Consider the following 23,443-nt stretch of genomic DNA (forward strand, 5'->3'; position numbering starts at 1 on the left):
AGTAAGAATCGCGATCTCCAAATTTTGGACTACTTTTTTGCTTTACGAAGAGGCTTTGTCGTTTCTGGTTGAGCAGAGATCGTGGTGCCGTTTTGGCGTAGACCGAAGACGAGTGTTTCGAGGACCATGCGGGCGATTTGTTTTGTGGATCGACCGCCGGTCAATGGGCGGTCCTGCATGCCGCCGTCGATAAACAGGAAGCTGATTCCGTGCATGGCGGCCCAGCCTGCCAGTGCAGCATCGCTGGTGGATTCGCAGCTCAGGACTCCAGCCGTGACGCAGTGGGCGAGTTCCAGTTCGAGCATTCCGAAGGTTTTTCCGCGTTCCATTTGCAGGGCAGCGGATTCATCGCGAGCGGCTTCACTGGAGAACATCACGCGAAACATGGCTGGCCTCTGCATCGCGAATTCAGCATACCCGACGCCAATCGCCAGCAGTTTTTCCAGAGGCGTGCCATCACTCGCTTCGATGGCTTTTAGCAGTTGCTCTCGCAGCATGCCGTGGCCCTCCACGGCTAACTCCCCCAGCAGGTGCGAGCGGCTGGGAAAGTGACGATAGGGCGCGTTGTGAGAAACACCAGCGGCACGGGCGGTTTCACGTAATGTGAACTTATCCACGCCCTGCTCTGTGATGAGTTTTAAGGCGGCGTCCAGGAGAGCCCTTCGCAAATCGCCATGATGATATGCCTGAGATTTGGCCATTTCGCCCTCCTGCTGGCAGGTGGAAAGCCACGACAAAAACAAACTCTTAAAATTATGTTGACACTCGCAACACTCCATGTCTAGGCTATGTTGCTGATGTCAACATTAGTGCTGGTTCACTGATTCATGAGGTTGGTTATGCCGGATGGAGTTCCAATTCAGAGCGACAAGTCTGGGTACCGTTTGTGGGTGCCGTGGGGGCTTGTCTGTTGGCGGGGAATTGTCGCGCCGCCGGCTTTAGTGCTGTCGCTGATGTACGGCCTGCCTACAGTGGCCAGCGTGATTGTCCTTGTGACGTTCTTTTCCGACTGGATGGACGGTGTGCTGGCACGCCGCTGGTCGACAGCCACTGAGAAACTCAGGCGTGCCGACTCCCGAGCTGATGTGGCGTTCTATTTTGTGGTTGCAGTCAGCCTGTTGATCTGGCGAGCCGAGTTGTTGCAGCCCTACCACATTTTGATTGCCGGGCTGATTGCCTGTGAAGTGCTTTGCCAGGTTCTCAACTACAGTCGCTTCGGCTGCGGAACGGCAACTCATGCCTGGCTGTGCAAAGCCTGGGCTGTGATGCTCTGCCCTACCACAATTCTGGTCCTCTCTGCAGACAACTTTCCGGAACTCGCCAGCACCGCTCTCTGTTTGTCGCTGCTTTGGGGTTTTCTCGCTTATCTCGATGTGCTGCTCATTATCGCTCTGCTGCCTTATCCGGCTGTAGACGTCCCGACAGCCTGGCACGCATGGAAACAGCGACAACTTCTGCTAGTAGCCACGAATACCATCACTCCTGAAGTGAAAGGACTTTCATAATGTCGCACTGGTTGACAGGAGAGATCGATTCTCTGACCTGCGGACTGTTTGTCGCCCTGGTCATGGCGGGATGGTGTCTGACGGGGTGGTTGCATCATCGAGGCTGGCTGCGAATTGGCGATGCTCGCAAGATGAATCATGTGGCGATCCTTGCTGGCGGAGCCATATGGTTTTGGACAGAAAACCCCGCCAACGACCGCATGAATGCGATCGTGGCGATTGGCTTGCTCTTCGTGATACTCCTCGTGGCCTGTCGTTTCCCTCAGCATGCGTTATCAAATATTCTGCTCAGAGGTTATGTTCGCATGGAGGACTGGCCAAATCCTCACGGCCACCTGTGGATTTCCTGGCTGGCCAGCATTGTCAGCCTGGTCGCCATCGAGTTGATTTTCCGCTCGACCGAGATCACACGGATGTCAGCGTTTGTCTTGGGGATTGCCGATGCACTCGGCGAACCGATTGGCACTCGGTTTGGCCGCCATCGCTTCCCTGTCTCGGACCTGCTTTCTTCGACAATCCGTTATCGCTCGTGGGAAGGAAGTTTCGCCGTGGGGTTTGGAGCGATGTCCTCGGTCGCATTCCTGCTTCCGGTCACTTTCGGCTTGCCGGCCATTCTCACGATTGCCTGTGGAATGGGAGTGGTCATCGCCGCCATCGAAGCCTGGTCGCCTCACGGTTTGGATAATCTTACCATCCCGCTCGTCACCGGCCCCTGCATGGCCTTTATTTTACTTTGAACAAACAAAATGAAGCGGGGCAGCTTCTCCTCAGAGAAACCACCCCGCTTCAAAGTCTCGCACCCAAGCCATGACTGCTTCGTGAGTTCTGAATCTCTCTAAACTAAAGAACTGTTTGGGAGGTTCGATCACTGAAAACAGGAGTTTTCAGCCGAAGCATGCTCACTCTGCTTTGCGATGTGAGCATGGCACCACAAGCACAAAACACAACTGAAATTGGTATAAGCGCCAAACTTGGTGCATTCCGCTTCGCTACATGGCACCCTAAATGATTCCAAGCCATGAGTCCCAGGATCAGCAGGCCAACGAGCCTGCAGCCCTTAGAAATTGGCCCGCACGATAGTGCCAAGCCCCGCAAGGGGTTAGCCAAGGAGGGTTTTGCCGGTGCTGAGGAGGTCGTCGCAGGCCTGGCCAAGACGGGCGGCCATGCCAACTTCGGCCCCCTTCAGATAAGCGCGTGGGTCGTACTGCTTCTTGTCACCAATTTCGCCGTCGACTTTGAGCACACCGAGATAGTTCTTGAACATATGGTCGGCAATAGGACGTGTGAAGGCGTACTGAGTATCGGTGTCGATGTTCATCTTCACGACGCCATAGCCCAATGTCTCACGGATTTCTTCCAGTGGTGTGCCAGAACCACCATGGAAGACCAGATCGAATTCAGCCGATGCGCCGTACTTCTTCATCACGGCATCCTGGCCGTTCTTGAGGATATCTGGTCGAAGCTTGACGGCCCCTGGCTTGTAACTGCCGTGGACATTGCCAAAGGTGGCAGCAAACAGGAAGCGACCAATACCACTCAGAGCTTCATGGACAGCGACCATGTCTTCCGGGGTGGTGTAAAGCTTCTCTGCAGGATGGTCTGAGTTATCAATCCCGTCTTCTTCACCACCCACCACACCAGCCTCCACTTCGAGAATGATTTCATTCTCCACGCAGAGCTTGAGCAGATCTTTGGAAAGAGCCATGTTCTCGCCCAGTGGTAGCTCTGAAGCATCCAGCATGTGAGACTGGAAGAGATTGTTCAGCCCTGCTTTGCGACGGCGTGCTGTCTCTGCAATCAGGGGCTTCAGAAAGGATTCAACCTTGGCTGGCTGGCAATGATCAGTATGGAGAGCCACCAGCACGTTGTGCTTTTCTGCAAGACGATGTGCCGCTTCGGCCAGAACAATGGCTCCAAAGGCCATGTCTTTCACGTTTTGACCTGAGGCAAACTGGCCACCACCCGTGGAAACCTGAATGATGCCGTCGGACTTCTTGTCAGAAAACGCCTTAAGCGCTGCATTGATTGTGACGATCGACGAGACGTTCACTGCGGGATAGGCATATCCGCCCTTCTGAGCGGCGTCTAACATTTGGGCGTACTGCGCAGGGGTGGCAATTGGCATTTCGGGCTTTCCATTTTCGAAAAAGTGTCAGGTGGCACTACAGCCAGCAAGGACAGGCTTGGGATCATCGACAGTTTTCACTGCCAGAACGCGAAAGTTCCTCAGGCATATCGCAACATTGCGGCGTTACCTGCAAGAAAATCTACGCGAATGGTACGGCCTTTTGATCTGAAGTTGAAGTGTCGAGCAGACTTTTCAACTTTCGCTTCCGGCAGGTTTCCCGGGCCAGGAAAATCTGTCGTTTCAGCGAGCTGTAACATCCAGCCTTATGGCATATTCGCTGGTGTTTTGCTGCGTCCAGGCCAGCGAGGAATCAGACCTCGTAAACGAGAATTCCCACTTCCTTCGGGTTTGGAATGTCCAGTCGCTGACTCTGCCGGGGAGAGCTTGCGTACCTGCAGGTTGTCAATTAGTACTTCTCCACTTCCACCCAGTTCCAGAATCCATTGCAATTGGCCAGCTTCGGTACAGGGGCGTACCATTTCAAATCGTTGCCAAGTGGGCGATGGCTGGAATCGATGAGATCCCGCTTTACCGGAAAGACTTTCCGTGATCGTCAATCCTTCCCACGGGCCCACAATCGGCTTCGTCATCAGAATGTTGCCACTCATGTAAACGATGTCACCCGGTGAAACTTCAACGGCCGGTGAGCGGATTGTCAGCAGTGGCTCGTGATCGAGCATTTGATCGGTCGGAGGAGTTTTTTCGTCTTTCGATTGCTCAAAGGCAGCGAGGCGGAGTGCATACCGACTCTCCTGCCCCTGGGGACAAAGTTCTGCCAAGGCCATCCAGCCGGGAACATCGTTCTGCCAGTGTGTCCAGCCATCAGAAATCAACTGGTCAGGCGATTCAAAATCACCCGACTTGAGCAGGTTTTCTCCCTGAAGCAGATGAGATCTGCCCATGCGGGAAATCAGCTTCCAGTGCAGAGGTAACGTCTGAAAGCAGACGCTGTAAGGGCTGCTTAATGGTGAATTCCCTTTACGGACAGCCTCATCCCAATGGGCCCGCTGGAGAATTCTGGTTAACTGTAGAGCCGCCTGACAGGCATTTTGCGTCCCGCGATAATCCTGATTTCGAAAAGCGTACTCGGCCTGCTCGAAATAAATTCTCGCCGAACCTAAAAGCTGCGGGCTGTCTGCCTGGCCCACACCCATCTGTTGCAATTCCTGATCAACCAGCCGAACACGTTCGAGTTTCAAACGCGTCAACTCGAGGCAGGCTTCTGCATAAGCCGCCTGGTAGATTGCCGCCCGCTGTTCCAACTGGGCAATCAACTGTCTGTCCGAAGTCAGGAGTATTACCGCCGTCTGATCGAATTTTGGCAAAACCACCTCTAACCCACCTGCGACTCTGCGATGCTTACGACTGTCGATCCCTGTCGGAGTGATCTCGTAAGCCATGGCAGCTTCATTACCCTCAGGAACCAGAATGGTTGCCGAGTTGGCTGCGAGCTGTGCCGGAACATACTGCGATCTGGATTCGAGCCACATGGGAACAACGAGAGTTCCAGATTCTGTACGCAGCACGGCGGCAATCAATTCCTGTGAGTCGCTCTCGGAGGGCTTAGTCGCCGTCGATTGACCTTCCCGCCGGTTAGAACTTTTTCGCCGTTCGACTGTGAATGTGGTTTCTGCAAAAGGAGTACTGGTTGCCAGCCATGGTTCGAGCAATTCCAACTCGAGATTTAACATCGTCATGGCGAGTCGTCGTTCACGGCTCAGTACAGAATCATCAGTGAGTGGGGATGTTGACCAGAAGCCCAGACCTCGGTAGCCACTGGTGGCCGCAATCCAGGCCTGTAGTCGGAGCTGCTCAGGTTCTACATAATGCACAAAAGGAATGTTCGTCGGGCTCTGCCCCCGGCTGATATCGACCGGAGGGATTTCGGCAGAGACGGTCGATAATCCACTCCCCTCCTGCTGAAGAGAGTTTGCCGTGAATTTCCGCCAGTTGGGTGATGGTTCCGTTTGCAGCCAGGTCCAGGCAAATGTTCCAGGGCGTCCGCGCAATTTCTGCTCAATGAGCCAGCGGCGATAATCGGTAAAGCTCATCGAAGAATGGACGACGTGGCGACTCATTCCGAGCATGTCGATGTAACGGGAGTAAAGCCTTTCCCCGCCAATCACATCGGCACACAGCGGGCGATTGAACTGGCGATCGGCTGTCTGGACCTGTTCCACCCAGTTCAAAAGGTCGTCTTTGACCTGGCTGGTGACTCGAGTCCCCAGGTTCCAGAAGAGGATTGGCGAAGTGTTTGGTAAAAATGGTGGTAGACCTGCCTCATCAGCAGGGAGGTTTTCACCTGTGGCCGATTTGGGTTTGGGCGGCGTGGCTGTGGCCCAGAGTCCCGCCTTTCGGAGTTCGGACAGTGATTCGATATCCGACCAATCGGGTGCCCACACCAGGTTCAGTCCCATCTTTCGCAAATCCGATGGTGATTCGCTGTGCCACGGCACAAAACGAGGCATCATCGGTTTGCCATCCACGACCAGACGATCCAGGCGAAAATCAACGTGCGAGGCCTGCTCGATGTCTGATGGCGTGGTTAACGTGTGGGGATGAGTTTCTACTGGCACGATCGGGCTGACTTTCAACTCATCAAGTGAAACATCGATGAGGCCTCTGTCAGCAGGAATCGCGAGCATGACGGAATGCAGGACAAGCTCACTCAATGGGATTGGTTGCCGGTATTTGGCACGCAGCGGGCGAACTTTCTCGGCGAGTTTCTTTTCAGTTAAAGTGCAGGAGAGTTTTTGCCATTGTCCAGAAGAAACATAGGTGTTTCCTTCGATGATCAGTTCCAGTGGATGACCTGTTTCAGGATGGGTGGTTGAAGCACAAATCAGTTTGAGAGCCAGTACAGCTCCCGGGCGATTGGATTTGAGAAAGATTTCGGCACTGACACCCTCCAGAGCACGGCCCTTGGAAATTGGCATTTCCGCCTGAATGACATTCCCGTCTTCAATGATCTCAACGCGGAACATTTCTCCACGGAGACCAGACTGTGCCGACTTGGATTCGCGGGAATGATTCAAAACTCGACTGCGAGTGCCACCCACCCGAATGCGGAAACTCGTCTGCTCGCTATCGAATGTTTCGGCAAAGTCGGCATAACCGGACAGAGTAACCCCGAGCCATCCCACCAGGACAGCAAGGCACAACCACGATTTGCGGAGTAGTCGCAAATCGGCCTGAGGAAACGAGTATGTCGGGCCCGGTGCATCCATGCAGGGTTACTTAGTAAATCGGCAATGATCAAAATGAGATCAAGTCAGGGATTTCTTATTAAGAACTGATCGACTTTCCGGCTCATCGGACTCCACGTTGTCGCTTTTTTCAAACGCTCGCTCCGTCACAGTCTATTTCCTAAATGCTTTTGCGTAAACGTCTTTGCGCTCCACGAAACTGACAAGAAGTGGCAATTTTGCAACATCAGGGACTAATGTTGCGTAATGCCGAATGTCTCTAAGTTGTTTTTTTGAATGAACTTATATCAATCAGTTGCGTTTGGCTTACTCGTTGGCACAGAATCTGAATAGGAAAAATTGATTCCCTTCTCTGCACGCACGGAAAAGAGTCACCATGGATTACGCGTCGAGATTGCCAAACCCTGAGACTGAAGAGCTTCCACGTGAACTCTCCGAATTGGGGCGGCAGATCGCTGTCTTGAACGCGACCCGGCGCCACGAAGAGCTTCAAGTGGCTTACGATCAAGTGGTGGATAGCGTGAAACGACGCCGAAGAATTCTGAATCTTGTCCAGGAGGCACTCAGCCAGCTTCGATTGGATATCAAATACCTGATGTTCGATCTGGAAGTCACTCGCAGCGAGAGAGATGAACTTCGCCAGCGGCTGGAAAGTAATGACTGAGCGTGTCGTAAGATTCACGATCTGCTTGTCCCTTTTGAAAAAGCTGTCGTCTCGGGTCAGCACCGAATTTCAGGGAACTCCCCCTTTTTTTCCGTTCTGGCTGGGAAATCGTTGCCTCTAAGCAAGCTCACATCTCCCGACCAACGGTCGAGTTGACGGTGGCGGGCTTTCGCTGCAAGCTCATACAAATTCACTGTGTCTAATCTCAACTGTGTCTAATCTCAGTCGATCTGTAACGACTGTGTGAGCGTTGCACTTCCGAAAGTCACCATCGATGAAGACTGTCTGTTCGATCGGGGCATTCGTTCAGGCGCTGGCAACTCAATCACAAACTCCGCACGGTTTTGACCTGGCCTCTTCGGGAAGAGCGGCTGAAGCGGAATTGATTCGCATCACCGTCGCGGTCGATCCTCGGGAGGAACTCTTCGAGATTGTTCGCCAGATCGACCAGCTCACAGAATTTCCTCCCGTCATCGTATTCGACGATGTTCGGGGAAGTCAGTTTCCAGTCGTGGTGAATCTGCTGGCAACAGAACAGCGCTGTGCCCGAATGCTCGGTGTGCCTCACTGGAGCGACATCAGCCAACTGTTTCCATTCAGCCGGGCCACAAACTCGGAAGCGAAGGGTTTTCTCTGGAGTACTTCGACAGAGCCAATCATCAGACAGCGAACAGTGGCCTCACAGCAGGTGATCCGTCTGGGAGGCGAGGTTGATCTCAGCACTCTTCCTGGCATTTATCGACAGAGCCAGAGCCCTCATCCAAGCCTGTTTCATGCACATTCGATAACAAGAGGAACGGGAGGCGATCGATCGGTTGAGCGATGTCATCTTTCAATTCTCGACAGCAAAACCTTGATTTGTGATTGGCCTTTGGGGAGTGCTTCCCAGAGACATCTGGAAGAGGCTCGAGCTGCCGGGCAGCCCTTGCCTGTGGCCTTCGTGATTGGCTCGGATACGGCCAGCTACGCGATGGATGGCCGCTGGATGAACCTGCATCCGGCATGCTGGGGGCGCGATCTTTGGGAGTTTCTCGGTCGTCAACGAGAGTCTGGCTTTGTGGTGGCCAGGGCTCGAACTTCCGACATCGATGTCGCGGGTGACGCTGAGATGATCCTCGAAGGGGTCATCGATACAGGCGTGGTCAATGTGCCACATCATCTGGAAACTCGCCGCTCTGGTTGGCAATCTGAGGTGGCTGAGTTTCCTTTGGCGAGGATCAATGCCGTGACACACAGGGCTTTGCCACTTGTGCCCATGGTCTTGCCGGAAACCCGGGAATCACATCTGGCTGATCGACTTCTGGAGCAGGTCTCCCGAAGCCGATTGTCAGCGATCATTCCGGAACTCAATGAACTTTACTTCCCTGCCCTGCAGGAAGGTCATCAACTGATCGTTGCCAGTTTGAGAAGTTCCGAAATTGGGCGAGCTCGACAGTTCATCCATGCCCTCTGGTCGCTGCCGATCTTGAGCGAAGCGAAGCTGGTCATCATTGTGGACGATGACGTCAACATTCGCGATCAATCGGCCGTCTGGCGGGCAATTGTCCGGGAGGCCGACTTTTCTCAAGATATTGAATACTCGAGAGGAACTGGTGTCCCCTGGTCAAAACCGCCGGGTTCCAACGAGTTCTTATCCCAATATCATCCTGGAATGCCATGGAAGTTTTCCGGTCAAAAGATCGGGATTGATGCCACTCGTAAGAGGCAGGGATCAGGCCCAGATGATCAATCAGGCAGTGCGACAATTGAAAAAGTCAAAACCCGCTGGGATGAATACGGATTGTCAAAGTTCTTGAGAACGCCTGGGCTCTTGTAAGCAAGTCAGCAGTATTCGGGTGAAAATTGACAGGATTTGAATTCAGTCCCGTCATCGGAAATCCCGGTTATCAATCGATTGTTTACTGCGGTTCATCTTGTAAAACATGACTGAGAAGTTTCCGAATGATGAAATTCGTCTCGTTTTGTTGATGGAAAACAAAATGAGTTGCTCATGAGAAATTCTGTGTCGATCAGTGAGGTTCAGACAGGCCCCATGGCAGCTACCGTCGATAAATCGGAAAATCGAATTCGCCAGATGTTTGGTGAGATTTCCAGTCGTTACGACCTGATGAATCACTTGCTTTCCGGTGGGGTAGATTACTACTGGAGATGGTTCACCATTCGAAGATGCCAGATCCGTAATCAATCGCCCATTCTCGATGTCTGCACAGGAACGGGTGATCTGGCAATTGCTTTCTGGAAACACAGTCAGCAGCAGATTCCGGTGATCGGGACAGATTTCACCCACGAAATGCTGGCCATCGCCCGTAAAAAGACGAGCAAGAACACTCGTCAACCCGCTAGTTCCAACTCATCACCCATTACGTTTATTGAAGCGGATACCCAGGCGTTACCATTTGAGGCGAATCAATTTCAATTGGTTTCAGTCGCCTTTGGACTCCGAAATGTCACGCGAATGGCACTGGGTCTGGAAGAGATGACCCGTGTCTGTCAACCAGGGGGCCAGGTGGCCATTCTGGAGTTTTCACTTCCTGGCAATCCGATCATTCGCAACATTTACTGTTGGTATTTCCGCAATATTCTGCCGCGAATTGGGCAGTGGCTGGCTCGTAATCGTCAGGCAGCGTACGACTATCTTCCGAGTTCGGTGGCCGAGTTCCCTTATGGAGAGGCTCTCGCGGAGCACATGCGCAGTGCCGGTCTGATCAACGTCAAGTTCTGGTCGCTCACTCTGGGAATTGCCACGTTGTACATTGGCCAGAAACCCGACGTTGGTCACCGTGCCGAGTAAACCTGGATTTGTTCGCTTGATGGAAAGATTTTTGCCATGCGCCGCATTGTCCTCGCCATTACGGGTGCCAGTGGTGCAGTTTATGGCTTACGGCTGTTAGAAACATTGGCTGCAGCAGGTGTGGAAATCCATCTCACAATCAGCCCGGCTGCGCAACAGGTTTTTTACCATGAGATGGGTATCGAGCTTTCTTTGGATCATTTCGAACCCCGCTCATTACTCCCCGAACCATGGGGAACGTGGAAAAACACTACGTTATCGCATTATCAATTCCGGCCACTCCTTGATGACTCCATCCAGGCGGCAAGTATTGGCAAGCTGTTCTACTATCCGGTGCGTGATTACTCAGCAGGGATTGCGAGTGGAAGTTTTCTGACAGATGGCATGGCGATCTGCCCTTGCTCGATGGGAACACTCGCGTCCATCTCTCACGGTCTCTCCGGTAACCTGATTCACCGTGCCGCTGATGTTCATCTGAAAGAACGACGAAAGCTGGTGCTCGTGCCGCGAGAGACGCCGCTGAGTTCGATTGCTTTGGGAAATATGCAGAGGCTTTCTGAGGCTGGTGCCGTCATTTTGCCTGCCATGCCAGGCTATTACCACCAGCCGCAATCTCTGGCCGACTTGGTCGACTTTGTCGTCGCCCGAGTCTGTGATCAGTTAGCTGTGCCTCACAAACTCGGCCGACGATGGAGCGAAATTCCAGCCGCAGGGGAATTTGAATAACTCCAAAAGAAATCACGCGGCGACAATCCCGTCGATTTACGATCCAGCCAGCTTTTTATAACGCATTGGCTTGGGCTTATTGGCATCTTCGCCCAGCCGCTGTTTCCTGAGCGTTTCATACGACTGGTAATTGCCTTCGTGCCAGACGACCTGGCTATCTCCCTCAAAGGCCACAATGTGCGTGGCCACGCGGTCCAGGAACCAGCGGTCGTGGCTGATGACAACCGCACAACCAGAGAAGTTCAGAAGACCTTCTTCAAGGGCTCGCAGCGTGTCGATATCAAGGTCGTTGGTCGGTTCGTCGAGCAGTAGGACATTCCCACCAACAGTCAACGTTTTGGCCAGCAATAGTCGGTTACGTTCCCCACCAGAGAGGAACTTGACCTGTTTCTGTTGATCGGGGCCCTTAAAGTTGAATTTCCCGCAGTAGGCCCGTGAGTTAATCGTCACGTCACCATACTTCAGATTGTCATTACCCCCGGAAATGTTTTCGTACACCGTCTGCTCGCCATTCAGTGATTCCCGGTTCTGCTCGACATAAGCAATCTTGACTGTGTTGCCGACCGTGACGGTTCCTCGATCCGGCTGTTCCAATTGCATGATTAACCGGAAAAGTGTTGTCTTACCGGCACCATTCGGACCAATCACACCGACAATGCCTGCTGGAGGCAAACGGAACTCGAGCGAGTCGAACAGCAGCTTACTGCCGAAAGCCTTGCTGACGCCGTCAAATTTAACAACGAGTTCTCCCAGTCTTGGCCCAGGGGGGATCTTGAGTTCAATCACGTCATCCCGCTGTTCCTGCTCTTCTGCCAGCAGCTTTTCATAGGCCGCGAGACGAGCCTTACTTTTGGCTTGCCGAGCCTTTGGTGACATGCGCACCCATTCCAGCTCGCGCTCCAGTGTTTTCTGTCGAGCTGAGGCCTGACGTTCTTCTTTGCGAAGCCTCTCCTGCTTCTGTTCCAGCCAACCGCTGTAGTTCCCTTTGAAGGGAATCCCGTGTCCCTGGTCGAGTTCGAGAATCCATTCGCAAGAGTTATCGAGGAAGTACCGGTCGTGGGTCACCGCCACCACCGTTCCCTGATAATCGTGCAGATATCTCTCCAGCCAGGCGACCGATTCTGCATCCAGATGGTTCGTTGGTTCATCCAGCAGCAGCATATCGGGATGCTGCAGCAGAACTTTGCACAGAGCGACCCGACGACGTTCCCCGCCTGAAAGCGGCCCGATCTTGGCATCCATGGGAGGCAAACGCATGGCGTCGGCAGCGATTTCCAGTTCCCGATCAAGCTCCCACAAGTTCTGGGCGTCGATCTGTTCCTGAATCTTCCCCTGTTCGTCAATCAGCTTATCCATTTCGTCCGCATCCGGACCTTCACCAAATCGCTGATTGATCCAGTCATATCGAGCGAGCAAAGCTCTTTTGGGGGCGACGGCCTCATTCAATTCATCGAGAACCGTGTTTTCGGGATTCAGCACAGGCTCCTGTGGCACAAAGCCACACGTAAATCCTGCTGTCAGCCGGGCAGTCCCCATAAAGTCTTTATCCACTCCCGCCATGATTCGCAGGAGAGTACTCTTCCCGGCTCCGTTCCCGCCGAGCACACCTATTTTTGCGCCGGGATAAAACGACAGCCAGATTCCCTTGAGAACTTCCTTTTTGTCATGGAACTTTCTCAAGTCTTCCATTGTGAAGATGTACTGTTCACCCATCTGGCAGCTTCCCGGGAGGATTTCGGATTGATGATTTATATGAAGGATTGGTCGCAAGTATTTTTTAAGTAACGACTTGTGATCTGGAGCTGGTTTCTTGGGCTCTTTGCAGAGGAGTAAAGGGTCGTCCTCTGATTTCCGCATGTTCGACATTGTGACTGATTCCCAGTCGCATCGGAAGTGAAGCGAAACTGACAATTCAGCGGATGCAAGCCGGACGGGAGCGGAATTTAGAACTTTCAGCATCAGTGAAGTGCAAATTCGTCATACCGCGCCCGACAGCACCCAATCTGAAGGTTGGAGCTCGCCACAAGGTGAAGGTGATGAATTCTTGCCAGAAGCTTGCCGATAACTCTGTCTGTCAGACGATTGAACGCCGATGAGAAGCATGCAACCCTCTTTGTTGTATGATGTTGGGAACTTTCCCAGTAATTCGTGCCAGTTCGTCTGTCAATGTGGGAAATCAAGAGGTTTCCTCGGAATTCGTCGGGATGACGGCCAAAATCAGTGTCTGTTGTCCCGATGGAGCCCACGTAATGTCTCACTCCTCAAACACCAGGTTGAACCTGTCCGACGATTTACGGTATCATTCTGAAGAGTCATTGCTCGAAATCTCGAACGAAGACGAATTCATTGATACGGTGTTCCGGTGGATCGAACCTGGAGTAGTCGGCATGGATGTCAGCGGAGTGAATCCTTCTTTCCGCATGTTGACGAACCAACCCACAAGGGGTGTTTCGTCAGGTGACAACCGCTACCCTGCAGTGACAACCTCTCCTCAGGATGAACTGCATATTTCGACAGCAGGCCGAATGCTCGATCAACTCACCCAAACGCCGGAAATTCGCGAACAGCGTCTGAATGCCATTCGTGAAATGATTGCCAACGGTACCTATGATACAGAAGCCAAGTTAGAAGCCGCCCTTGAGAAGATGTTGAATGTCTGGCGAAATGAGGATTAAGGATTTCCCCACGCGACAGACGACATGTCTTCGATGGCTTTTTTCCCAGCCAGCCGTTGGAGGTTGTTGTGCATCTCGCTGCATTTGATGAAGACATCGACCCGACCGAAAAATTTCGGGAATTTCTGCAGACCAAAGGGATGCGGCTGACACCCGAGCGAGAGGCCGTTGTCACAGCTGTCTATGCCACGCATGATCACTTTGATGCTGAGCAATGGGTGGCGAATCTTTCACAGCGCGGGCGGAAAGATGGTGCCAGTCGCTCGACGATTTACAGGACTTTAAGTCTGCTCGTTGAGGCTGGCCTGCTGCGTCGAGTTGCCCGCGCCAACGACCGCGAAGTCTACGAACACGATTACGGTTATCCTCAGCACGACCACCTGATTTGCAGCAAATGCGGCGACATGATCGAGTTCGCTAACGATGTGATCTCCGAAACACTGGAAAAAGTGGCCAACGCGCATGGTTTCCGGATGTCTGGGCATCGTCTTGAAGTCGAGGGGGTCTGTGCCAAGTGTCTCAGGCCTCCCCAAAGATCGCATCGCCGACTGGATATGATCTAGGTGATGATTCTGACTGGAAATCCCGGTGCTGGGCCTGGGACTTTCGCTCTGGGAGACTTGCCTGTTTGACGAGCGTCAAGTATTCTTCACGAAGTGCTTGCCCAGGTGGCGGAACTGGCAGACGCGCTAGCTTCAGGAGCTAGTGGGATCACTCCCGTGCAGGTTCGATTCCTGTCTTGGGCACTCGACTTACGGAAAACACAATCACAGGTGACCTAGTCAAGCTGTGAGTTCTCCGTAGGGAAACTACGCACGCCGAACCGGCAGCCCGATTGGGCGTGTGGGTTCGGCGTGTTTCCTTTTCCTGAGGCCCCCAATGGCAGATTCGATCGTGCGTTTCGACTGCCCCTGCGGGCGGAAGCTCAAAGTCAAAGCCGGAGCAGCCAGCAAAGCTGTAAAATGCCCTGGCTGTCAGATATCGCACACCATCGAACGCATGACCCCGGAAGAAATGGGTTCCTATTCGCCAGTGCTGGCCAAGCGGCCTTCTCTCTGGCAGCGGTGGACAACGAAGCCGGCACTCTCTGCCAGCGAGCAACGCAAAGCCCTCGAAGCCAAATCATCAAGCAGCGAAGCGGCCTTCATGTTCATGGGTGGCATGCTCTGCCTGGGCCTGCTGGGTGTCTTTGCGGCGGTGATCATGCCGCAGATTCGCCCCGAGCCATCATCAGAAACAGCGGTAGCTCAGACAACACAATTGGTGCCAGCTCAGACAACGCCCAGCGGCCAAAAAATCGGGAGCTACATACGAGGGGCCGGTAACGGAACTGAAAGGAGTGATCGCAAAGTCACTGCCCCGAATTCCGAAAAGGTTTCCGTCAGCGGATACATCAACTCAAAGGGCAAGTATGTGGCCCCTTACGAACGCAGCAAACCAAAACGAAACGATTGAAGTCTAGGAAATGTTCTCCAATCAAGTAACATGAGGGCATGGAAACCGTGAAGCCAAACGAACTCCCCGAAGTTTTCTGCAAAAATCTGAAGGCTGCTCGAATGCGAGCTGGCCTGAGTCAACGCGCTTTGGCTGGCCTCATCGGATCATCGCCAAACTCCGTTGTGGAGTGGGAAAACGGCAAGGCCTCACCCAGCCTTACCACTGTTGTGAGACTGGCTGAAGCCCTCAAACTGTCCCCCGAAATGCTGCTGACCAATTTCGGCTCGGAAATGTTGCAACCAATTTCCGCTTGACAGTGCAATCCAATTGGATACCATGAGCCCCCGTGAGAGCCACGGTGGGTGCTGAATTGCTACCGCCGCGATCCTCACAGGGTCAGCGGCGTTTTTCATTTCGCTGCGGCCTTTTCTCTTCACAAAGGGTCACTAGCTCACTGCCGACTGTGCTGGCGTGAACTAGCTTTTCAGCGGACGGATCCATGCGAAACGCGACGGAGCGAATCAAAGACCACGTTTACCAAACGGGCCCCGATGATCGCACAAAATCCCTACACGCTGGCCTCTGCCTCTGCTGCTGCTCGCTTCGAGGCACTCTTCAAGGATTCCGCACCAGTCGAGGAGAGCATCACGCCCACCACTGCTGCACTCACGGAAGACGGGCCCACCATGATGTGGATTGTCTTGAAAGAGGTCTATGGCCAACGCTGCGAAATGCGTTTCTCCCCCGTCTTCGCCGCCAACGTCAAACGGGTGCTGGATCGCTTCACCAGGTATTGCCATCTCCTCGAAAGACGGCTCGGGTCAATCACCTCGATCGATCTCGAAAACTATGTGCATCGACGGCAGCGGGATCAGTGGCGAGGAAAACCGCTCACCAATACGACGATCAACAACGAGATTGCCATTCTCAATTCGGTCTTCTTCTACTGCGGCCCCAAACAGCCACGCGGGGTCGGTCGTCGCAATCTGGGGCTGCTCCACAACCCGCCCTATGTCGAGCCATTGCCCGAGATGGACACGGCCCCCGTCGATCTGGCCGACGAGCAACTCCGGGCTTTCGTGGCGGCCACGGCCCTGGCGAAGTCGCCACGCCTGCCCGGATGCAGTCCCCAGACGTTCTGGATTGCGGCCTTGATTCTCGACGGAATCACAGCCCTGAGGCGAAACGCATTACTCAACATCCCTCGGCCCGACGATGCCACGCTGTGGGAGCTGCGGGAACTGGTGCTCCCTGCCAAACTCAACAAGACTCGCAAGGAACTCCGCATCAGCCTGGGCCGCAACGACGAAGTTTTGCACCTGCTGGCCTCATTGCCCAGCCAGCCGGGGGAACCGTTTCTGCCCTGGGTCGATCGCCTGGGCCGCCGCATGTCGGAGTCTCATTTCAATGCTGTGATGAGGCAGTTTCAGCGAGAAGCGGGAATCAAGGATTCCCAGCGGGTGTTGACGAAACATCTGCGATCGACGGCAGCCACGGAGATTCTCGACCAGTTCGGGGATTCCGTGGCCAAGAAGAAGCTGGGCCACGGCCCCAAGTCGAACGTGATTCACACGAACTATCAGGCCCGCAAGATCACCGAAAACGATCGAGCGGCCACCGATGCTTTGTCTTCGCGGCTGCTTTCCATTCTGGGGAAGGTGCCGGACTTGAAACTAGCCACGGGCTGACAATCGGGGCCCCGGCCTCACGCGCTGACAGGAGGGCCGCATGATTCAGTTCAATCAGCAGATATTGAGCATTGGAGAGGCCTGCGAAACGTGTGGCGGCAGCGGTCACACCCATCGCGAAAACGGCCACCTCAAGCCCTGTGTGGCCTGTGATCAGGTGGGGTTTACTCGCCTGTTTGACCTTCGATGCCATTTCCCCCCAGGGAGTCCCGAGAAGATTGCCATGCTGGCCTTTCGCCAACGGCTCGGCATGCCACTGTGGCAGGCTCACGATGCGACTTTTGCGGCGGCGGCTGATCAACAAATGGAGGTGTTAGGCGATGATTCAGCATGTTAATCGGTTAGAGGATTTGGCAAAACGGATTGAAGAAGACCCAACCACCAAAGAGTTCTTCAGTCGAACAGTATGCCTGGAATCAGATGCGTTCTCGTTCTTCTGCGTGATTGCCCAGGTGCAACTGGCCCTGCGACATCCGGGAAACAATGAAGGTAATGAATGTGCCCGGAAGGCTCGCCGCATGATCATGGCGTTTCGCGAGCAGGTGCCGCCACTGCTGCAGGAGCTGATTGACGAGGGGTTTAAACCAGTTCCTAACCTTGGAATTCTCGGTCTGTAACAAGTCTGGGGGACGGGCCGCAGCGGTGGCTGGCCCGCCGCCGCGATGTTCGCAGGCGCATCACGCGGCCCGTTCCCGGCTTGTTGTTTTCAACAAAGAAAGTCGAGAGACCGACCATGAACAAAGTTGAGTTGAGAACTGTTTTCGCCTGGGTTGTGCCCATCGATGCGCGGGACTTCAAGCCAAGGCAGCAAACGGTACCTCAGAGCTATTTTGATGAGGCCCAAAAACGTGGTTCCATGCTTTGCGAAATGTTCAACGTGATCGTCTGCAAGGATGAAATCACCGCCTTACGCCGGGCTAATGACTTGGCCGGGGCAAAGCTCGTCTCGCTGCATGAGGAGCTGAAGTCTGTCAAAGAGACCCTGAGGTGGTCTTTTGAGAGCAGTTTGTAAACCGAAGAGCAAAGTTCAGGAGGAACGCCCAGCATGACTTGGATTCAAACATACAGCGGGAAGCGGGTTGATCTGCTCGACCCAAAGCCCGACCAGATACATATCGATGACATCGCCCACGCCCTCAGTGTGGTGAACCGCTTCAACGGCCACACGCGGCGAGCTTATAGCGTGGCGGAACATTCGATTTTCGTCTGCAATCAGCTTCCGAAAGAGCTGCAACTGGCGGGGCTGCTGCACGATGCCGCCGAGGCTTACCTGGGCGACGTGACACGACCGCTCAAGGCCTTGATTGCAGATATCTACAAGCCCATCGAAAACCGCTTCAATGAGGTGATCGGCCAGAAGTTTGGCGTCGATCCGCAGCTCTTTGACCATCCCCTGGTGCATGCGGCTGATCTGCTCGCACTGGCTTCCGAACGCCATCAACTGATGCGGACGCCCTGCCCTCACGAGTGGGAAATGGAATTGCCCGACCCCGTGGCCATTGATCCCTCACGAAGGGAGCCCGGCCAGGTCTATGTCCACTTCATGCAGGTGTTCCACGCCTGCCAATAGATCACTTCCGATACGCATCGGAACTGTGAACGTCTCCCATCACATACGGAAGGAATCCGAATGTTAGTGCTGTCACGGAAAAAAACTGAGGCCATCACGCTCTACACCTCAGACGGCCCCATCACTGTGCGAGTGGTTCGAGGTGAGCAAGTTCGGCTGGGGATTGAGGCCCCCCGGCATGTCCGCATCTGCCGCGAAGAGATCGAGCCCCACAACGAGAACACGGAACCCGCACCCATAGCCGCTTAGATGTTGGAGCAAGGATGCCCATGCAGAAGACTTTTCGCCCAGACCCGGCACCCAACAGGCCCAACAATTGGTTCATGGCTGATTGTCTCCGGGCCTTTGTGAATGCCGATCTGGTGCAGCAGCTCGGGGCCCTGCCCTTTGCTCTGCTGGCCTTGCTGCTCAGCAAAGAGCATGGGTGGCATTACAGCCGATTGCCGCACTACTCCGAGCGGCAACTGGCAGAAGCCCTGGGCTACAGCCCCAAGAACCGAACGCCCGTTCGCAACGCCATTGAGGTGCTGCGGAAAGCGGGCTGGCTTGAACGCATCGACGGAGGAGGAAATCGAGAGGGTGACTGGTATCGAGTGGTGCTTCCGGCCTGGGCGAGTCCCGAGCCTGTTTTCAGTGGTTCTTTTTCGGACGAAAAAAGAACCACAAGCGAACCACTCGAAGACCGCTCGAAGACCACAAGAGAACCACAAGCGAACCAACCTATATACCCAACCCAATCCCCACCCATCACCCACCCCAAAGACGTTTGGGCGGAGGTGGAGGGGGAAATGTTCAGGATGGGAATACAGGAAACCAAGACGCCCATCGCCTCATTCCGTGAGCATGGCGTCTCGGTGGAGCTGGTGCTGGGTGTGCTCAGGCACGCCAGCCAGCTCAAGGCCTGGAACGCGGGGAAGATTCGGCGACGGCTGATCAACCTGCGACCTGGGCAAGACCCCGCCGGACTCTGGCCCACGCCAGACCGGCAGCCAGTGGCCAGCGTAGAGACCAGAACGCGGGTGAACCTCGACGAGGAACGCCGCCAGCGAGAGGCCAGCAATCGCGCACTGGATGAGAAATGGCGTCAGCTCGAATTGCAGTTTGGCTCCGAGATGGACGAGTGCCAGACCCTGCAGGAGCTGCTGCAACGGATCGGAGCCAATCCCCTTGCGGACAGGCTCCGCTTCATCCGTCCCGATGCATGGAAGCGTCGGGCGGCTGGAGACATCACGTTCGAGCGTGGGATCGCTCTGGAGGCCTGGGAAATGGCCAAAGCCAACGCTGGCAGCAACTGACCAACTCAACCTGAAAGGGAGGATATGATCACACGCGAAGTGCCCCTCGACTTCTCGAATCTGGCCCATCTCGACGATGGGAAAATCAATCATCTGCTGAGACATCACATTCAGCGACTGGCCCAGGACTGCACCCACCGGCCCTACGACAAGACCAGCCGCAAAGTAACGATGGACTTCCACATTAAGCCGGTCATGGGTGCCGATGGCCAACTGGAGGAAGTTGGCGTCGAGATCGAGGTGAAGAGCAAAACGCCCGTCCATCGCTCGAAGCGGTACGCCATGCGAGTCGTGCAAGGGGGGCTGGCGTTCAACGCCGATTTCCCCGATTCGGTCGATCAGGCCCCTCTGCCATTCGATCAATGATTAGGCCCCGAGCTGCTGCAGCTCATCGATTTTGTGTTTCCCGTTCATTTGTTTCATTTCAGGAAATCTCAACATGCAGTTACGCGACCCCGAAACGCTGAAGCTCATCCAGGAGACAGCGAAGCAAGCCGCAGGATCAAAGGACAAGGTAAGCATCATCACGCTGCCAGGAGAGCCGGAAGGCGTCTATGGGGTGGTCACTCCTGACGGTCAATTGCAACGCATGGTGGCTGCTCCCAGGCCCCGCCAGCACAGTATTCTTACCGTTGACCAGGTGCCGCTGCTGGTCAATCACTTCCGCGAAATTGAAGGCTTATCAGCACCATCGATCTGGTATTCAGCAGCCCAGGTGATTGTGCTGGCGACCGATAGCAAGCTGGAACAAGACCTGCGGCCCCGAGGTGTGCTGAAGCTGAAGCCGACACCGCAATGGGAACTGATGAAGAAGCTGGAAGAATCGCCCCAATGGCTTGATCAAAAGCAGATGGTGAGTCTGCTGCGAATCAAGCTCAGCGACTCGATTGAAGTGCGAAGCAAGGGAATTGTGCAAACACTTCGCCGCATGAAGTTCAACATGACCGTGAACCAACGCGGAAACATCGAGCATGGCCGGGAGTCGATCGGTAGTGACATCGTTTCAGATGTTTACGGCTCGGAAGATGCGATATTGCCCGAGTCGGTCTGGCTCGAAATCCAGGTGTTCGATGATCCGTCTTTGAAAAGCCGTGAAGTGATCCAGTGTGCTTTGGAAGTCGATGCACAGAAAGGCCTGCTGGCACTCATTCCCACGGCTGGTGAACTCACCAAAGCCATGGACAACCAAATGAGCAAGCTGCGTGATCTGTTCGATCAGACCTGCAACGCGGCCCCGCTCTTCCACGGCCAGCCCTGAGTCATCGAGTGAAATGAAGCGGGGGCTGTCGCAAGGGCCCCCGCTTTATTGGCACCTGTCAGTTTTTCCAATAGGAGGCCCGATGTTGCACGAAGCCCCTCAGCTATTTGACGATGACTCAGTCACTCCCAAGAAATCTGGCCGGAAGATGCCACCCTGTATTCCAGCACCATCAGGAACAGGGCCTGTCGGTGAAACCTGCAAGACCTGCCGCCACTTATGCAGGTTAAGGCATAACGACTACGTCTATCTGAAGTGCGGCCAAATGCGGCATGAGTGGAGCCATGGAGCCGGGACTGACATTCGAGCTGGATGGGCGGCTTGCAGAAAGTGGGAGAGAAAAGTCGATGCCCTGTGAATCATCTCGCATCTTCAAGAGCGGACCGAAGATCTTCGACGCAAGCGTCTAGCTTGACTAAAAGTTCGAACAATTGGGAATGCGGGCGATGGCCCTAACAAGGGTGGTTTAGCTTTAGAAACCCGTTTTGGTTTGGGTTCACAAAAGTTCTTCACCCACAAACGGATAGATACAAGTGGCTTCGAGGGAGTCTTTGATTGAACCAAGTTATCAAACCCACGAACCATGACATATAGGCCAGCAAAACAACCATAGACCAGCCTCGCCCATAGAGTTCCTGCATCGTTCGGGCTGACATAAACCAGCAAAGCTACGAGAAAAGTTGCAAACCCTATTACCACTTCACCAAACCCATACCATCCATCAGCCTCATACTTCCATTGAAGGAGACCAAGTGACAGGACGACGGCAGAGAGCATGATTACCACAATCATGACTATCACCAACACGATAATCGCAACGAACATCAGCACTTTGAGACCCTCCGTGGCGGTGAATGTCTACTAACTAATAAATCTGTTCAATAGCAAGTGAAAGATGAAATTCCTCATGGCCACAAAGACCACCAAAAAGCCAAAGAAGACCACAAAGCCAGAAGCCCCGGCCCCCAAATTCCAGATGATGGGCCGGGAAGATGTGGAGGTCGATCTGCTGCTCGATTCCCCATGGCAAAGCCGACTTGAGCCGAAATCCGACTGGCTCAATGAGCTGGCCGATAGTCTTCGCATGGGCCAGACCACGCCCTGCCTGGTGCGAGTGCTCGAAGATGGTCAGTTCGAGTTGATTGCCGGGCATACACGCAAGCGAGCTGCCGAGCTGGCCGGATTGCCCACATTGCGGTGCGAGCTGATCCAATGCGATGACGAGACGGCCCAGCGGCTGGTGCTGCTGGAGAATGCGAAACGAAAGGAGCTTTCGACACTCGAAAAAGCCCGGGCCATGGCAGCCCTGGTAGAGTCGTACAAGCAGGCCGGGAAGTCGCAGCGGGAGTTGGCGGCTGATGTGGGGATCAGCCAAAGCGAAGTTTCTTCGCTGGCCAGATTAACCGAGTTACCCGACCCATTTGATACTCTGCTGCACAATGAGAGCATCACGAAAAGCGCCGCCGAAAAGCTGGTGCCCTTTCTTCGCCATGAGGTGCTCGCCAAGAAGCTGTTCGCCGAGTGGCAGAACTATGTGAGTGCAATGGAGCCCGAGCAGTTCAGCCGAGATGTCGACTATGAGATCAGATCGGCTGTGAAGGAAGCCGGGTTGCCCATCGGCCAAGGGCTCACTGTCAATGGTGTGGTTGTGAGTTTTGAGGCCACGAAAGAGCAGTTGAAGCAACTCGATGTGGTGCAGTTATCAGACGGGACAACATGGGCACTCAATCAAGAGCTATGGTGGGAGCTGCAGAAGGCGGCAGAGGCTGAATCGGCCAAAGCTGAAACGACCAGCAACGAGGAAGAAGAGGCCACAGAAACTAAGCCCATGACACCCGAAGAGGCCGCCGCGAAGAAACAGCAGCAAGCCGAGCTGCTGGCTGGGAAGATTGCGATGTGGAAGGCCCGCATTCAGCGGGATGAGCTGGCCGACTGGGTGACGAATGACGCCGACGAACGGCAATTGATCGCTCTGTTGGTGTGGTGCATCTTCGAGACGACCGACTGGCAGGCCATTGGCCAGATGCGTGATTTTCTCAAGGAATATCTCAATGCCGGGGGCCATAAGGTTGACCGATCTGTAGAACGCACGGAGCTATCCTGGGCCGTTGTGGAGGCATTGGCCGGTGTGCCACCAGAGACCAGCGAGCAGATAACCATCGTGCGTCGATGCCTGAGCGATTGGCTGCGATATGTAGGGAAAATCGGAGTCGGCAAATTGATCAGCCCCGAGCTGATTGACCGTATGTGGAGGATGACCGGCAAAGACTTTGCCAAAATGGTCTGGGGCCCCACTGCGTGCAAAGACGATGTGGAAGAGTTTTTACGCCTACATAGCACAGCCCAGCTCAAGGAATTGCAGCAAGAGTTGGGGCTGAAATGGAGCGGCACAAAAGACGAGATGGTGAGCCATTTCGTGGATCACTACCAGAGAAAGCCATGCCCCAAGTCGATCATCCAGGCCAAAGTCATGGATGTTCCCGCCCGGATGTGGTGAAAA

Annotated in this window: 24 protein-coding genes and 1 tRNA gene; 21 read left to right on the forward strand and 4 right to left on the reverse strand. The window is 54.3% G+C overall.

Going from position 1 to position 23,443, the window contains the following annotated elements; all coding sequences use genetic code 11:
- Positions 1-29: 29 nt before the first annotated feature.
- Entirely contained in the window at positions 30-701 is a 672-nt protein-coding gene (locus A6X21_RS22565; RefSeq protein WP_068853146.1) for a TetR/AcrR family transcriptional regulator, read from the reverse strand.
- Between the two features lie 138 nt (positions 702-839).
- Here A6X21_RS22565 and A6X21_RS22570 point away from each other — a divergent pair, with 138 nt between their 5' ends.
- Together A6X21_RS22570 and A6X21_RS22575 are read left to right on the forward strand one after the other, a co-directional pair.
- Positions 840-1,505, forward strand: coding sequence for a CDP-alcohol phosphatidyltransferase family protein (locus A6X21_RS22570; protein ID WP_165603909.1), 666 nt, complete (start codon positions 840-842; stop codon positions 1,503-1,505).
- Entirely contained in the window at positions 1,505-2,242 is a 738-nt protein-coding gene (locus A6X21_RS22575) for a diacylglycerol/polyprenol kinase family protein (protein ID WP_068853151.1), read from the forward strand. The genes A6X21_RS22570 and A6X21_RS22575 overlap by 1 nt, the downstream gene beginning before the upstream one ends.
- Positions 2,243-2,604: 362 nt before the next feature.
- Here the strand turns inward: A6X21_RS22575 and fbaA are convergent, their stop codons facing one another.
- Together fbaA and A6X21_RS22585 are read right to left on the reverse strand one after the other, a co-directional pair.
- Entirely contained in the window at positions 2,605-3,630 is a 1,026-nt protein-coding gene (fbaA, locus tag A6X21_RS22580; protein WP_068853154.1) for a class II fructose-bisphosphate aldolase, read from the reverse strand.
- Positions 3,631-3,896: 266 nt separating this feature from the next.
- Entirely contained in the window at positions 3,897-6,860 is a 2,964-nt protein-coding gene (locus A6X21_RS22585) for a hypothetical protein (protein WP_068853157.1), read from the reverse strand.
- A 355-nt stretch (positions 6,861-7,215) separates the two neighbouring features.
- Here A6X21_RS22585 and A6X21_RS22590 point away from each other — a divergent pair, with 355 nt between their 5' ends.
- From A6X21_RS22590 to A6X21_RS22605, 4 genes are all read left to right on the forward strand, one after another.
- Positions 7,216-7,503: a hypothetical protein gene (locus tag A6X21_RS22590; protein WP_013110409.1), complete on the forward strand. Its 288-nt coding sequence runs from the start codon at positions 7,216-7,218 to the stop codon at positions 7,501-7,503.
- Between the two features lie 274 nt (positions 7,504-7,777).
- The gene (locus tag A6X21_RS22595; RefSeq protein ID WP_068853160.1) at positions 7,778-9,319 is read left to right on the forward strand and encodes a UbiD family decarboxylase; all 1,542 of its coding nucleotides are present in this window, start codon (positions 7,778-7,780) and stop codon (positions 9,317-9,319) included.
- A 174-nt stretch (positions 9,320-9,493) separates the two neighbouring features.
- Positions 9,494-10,294: a bifunctional demethylmenaquinone methyltransferase/2-methoxy-6-polyprenyl-1,4-benzoquinol methylase UbiE gene (gene ubiE / locus A6X21_RS22600; protein ID WP_068853162.1), complete on the forward strand. Its 801-nt coding sequence runs from the start codon at positions 9,494-9,496 to the stop codon at positions 10,292-10,294.
- A 36-nt stretch (positions 10,295-10,330) separates the two neighbouring features.
- Entirely contained in the window at positions 10,331-11,020 is a 690-nt protein-coding gene (locus A6X21_RS22605) for a UbiX family flavin prenyltransferase (RefSeq protein ID WP_068853164.1), read from the forward strand.
- A gap of 36 nt (positions 11,021-11,056) precedes the next feature.
- Here the strand turns inward: A6X21_RS22605 and ettA are convergent, their stop codons facing one another.
- Positions 11,057-12,733, reverse strand: a complete 1,677-nt coding sequence (ettA, locus tag A6X21_RS22610; protein WP_068853423.1) for an energy-dependent translational throttle protein EttA — start codon at positions 12,731-12,733, stop codon at positions 11,057-11,059.
- Between the two features lie 536 nt (positions 12,734-13,269).
- Here ettA and A6X21_RS24475 point away from each other — a divergent pair.
- The 15 genes from A6X21_RS24475 to A6X21_RS22685 all read left to right on the forward strand — a co-directional run bounded on the left by A6X21_RS24475 (position 13,270) and on the right by A6X21_RS22685 (position 23,440).
- Complete coding sequence (locus tag A6X21_RS24475) at positions 13,270-13,695, forward strand: flagellar biosynthesis anti-sigma factor FlgM (RefSeq protein WP_165603910.1); 426 nt, start codon at positions 13,270-13,272, stop codon at positions 13,693-13,695.
- Positions 13,696-13,763: 68 nt separating this feature from the next.
- Positions 13,764-14,258 carry a Fur family transcriptional regulator gene (locus A6X21_RS22620; protein WP_013110403.1) on the forward strand — a complete coding sequence of 165 codons (495 nt, stop codon included), beginning with the start codon at positions 13,764-13,766 and terminating at the stop codon, positions 14,256-14,258.
- A 99-nt stretch (positions 14,259-14,357) separates the two neighbouring features.
- Positions 14,358-14,441 (forward strand) — tRNA-Leu (locus A6X21_RS22625).
- A gap of 133 nt (positions 14,442-14,574) precedes the next feature.
- Positions 14,575-15,150: a hypothetical protein gene (locus A6X21_RS22630; protein ID WP_068853171.1), complete on the forward strand. Its 576-nt coding sequence runs from the start codon at positions 14,575-14,577 to the stop codon at positions 15,148-15,150.
- A 38-nt stretch (positions 15,151-15,188) separates the two neighbouring features.
- Positions 15,189-15,446 (forward strand): helix-turn-helix domain-containing protein, encoded by a 258-nt coding sequence (locus A6X21_RS25650; RefSeq protein WP_068853174.1) that lies wholly within the window; start codon positions 15,189-15,191, stop codon positions 15,444-15,446.
- 237 nt (positions 15,447-15,683) lie between these two features.
- Positions 15,684-16,820: a site-specific integrase gene (locus A6X21_RS22640; RefSeq protein WP_068853176.1), complete on the forward strand. Its 1,137-nt coding sequence runs from the start codon at positions 15,684-15,686 to the stop codon at positions 16,818-16,820.
- Between the two features lie 40 nt (positions 16,821-16,860).
- Positions 16,861-17,157, forward strand: a complete 297-nt coding sequence (locus tag A6X21_RS22645) for a hypothetical protein (protein WP_068853178.1) — start codon at positions 16,861-16,863, stop codon at positions 17,155-17,157.
- Positions 17,141-17,437 (forward strand): hypothetical protein, encoded by a 297-nt coding sequence (locus A6X21_RS22650; protein ID WP_068853180.1) that lies wholly within the window; start codon positions 17,141-17,143, stop codon positions 17,435-17,437. The genes A6X21_RS22645 and A6X21_RS22650 overlap by 17 nt, the downstream gene beginning before the upstream one ends.
- Before the next feature lie 116 nt (positions 17,438-17,553).
- On the forward strand, positions 17,554-17,832 hold the full coding sequence (locus tag A6X21_RS22655; protein WP_068853182.1) for a hypothetical protein: 279 nt from the start codon (positions 17,554-17,556) through the stop codon (positions 17,830-17,832).
- A gap of 33 nt (positions 17,833-17,865) precedes the next feature.
- Positions 17,866-18,390, forward strand: coding sequence for an HD domain-containing protein (locus tag A6X21_RS22660; RefSeq protein ID WP_068853185.1), 525 nt, complete (start codon positions 17,866-17,868; stop codon positions 18,388-18,390).
- A gap of 60 nt (positions 18,391-18,450) precedes the next feature.
- On the forward strand, positions 18,451-18,639 hold the full coding sequence (locus tag A6X21_RS22665) for a carbon storage regulator (protein WP_068853188.1): 189 nt from the start codon (positions 18,451-18,453) through the stop codon (positions 18,637-18,639).
- 20 nt (positions 18,640-18,659) lie between these two features.
- On the forward strand, positions 18,660-19,685 hold the full coding sequence (locus tag A6X21_RS22670; RefSeq protein WP_068853191.1) for a helix-turn-helix domain-containing protein: 1,026 nt from the start codon (positions 18,660-18,662) through the stop codon (positions 19,683-19,685).
- Between the two features lie 24 nt (positions 19,686-19,709).
- Complete coding sequence (locus A6X21_RS22675; protein WP_068853194.1) at positions 19,710-20,051, forward strand: hypothetical protein; 342 nt, start codon at positions 19,710-19,712, stop codon at positions 20,049-20,051.
- 73 nt (positions 20,052-20,124) lie between these two features.
- Positions 20,125-20,943, forward strand: coding sequence for a hypothetical protein (locus tag A6X21_RS22680; RefSeq protein ID WP_068853197.1), 819 nt, complete (start codon positions 20,125-20,127; stop codon positions 20,941-20,943).
- A 907-nt stretch (positions 20,944-21,850) separates the two neighbouring features.
- Complete coding sequence (locus tag A6X21_RS22685; protein WP_165603911.1) at positions 21,851-23,440, forward strand: ParB/RepB/Spo0J family partition protein; 1,590 nt, start codon at positions 21,851-21,853, stop codon at positions 23,438-23,440.
- The last annotated feature ends 3 nt before the right edge of the window (positions 23,441-23,443 follow it).

Origin of the sequence: Planctopirus hydrillae (assembly GCF_001707835.1) — a bacterium.
GTDB lineage: Bacteria > Planctomycetota > Planctomycetia > Planctomycetales > Planctomycetaceae > Planctopirus > Planctopirus hydrillae.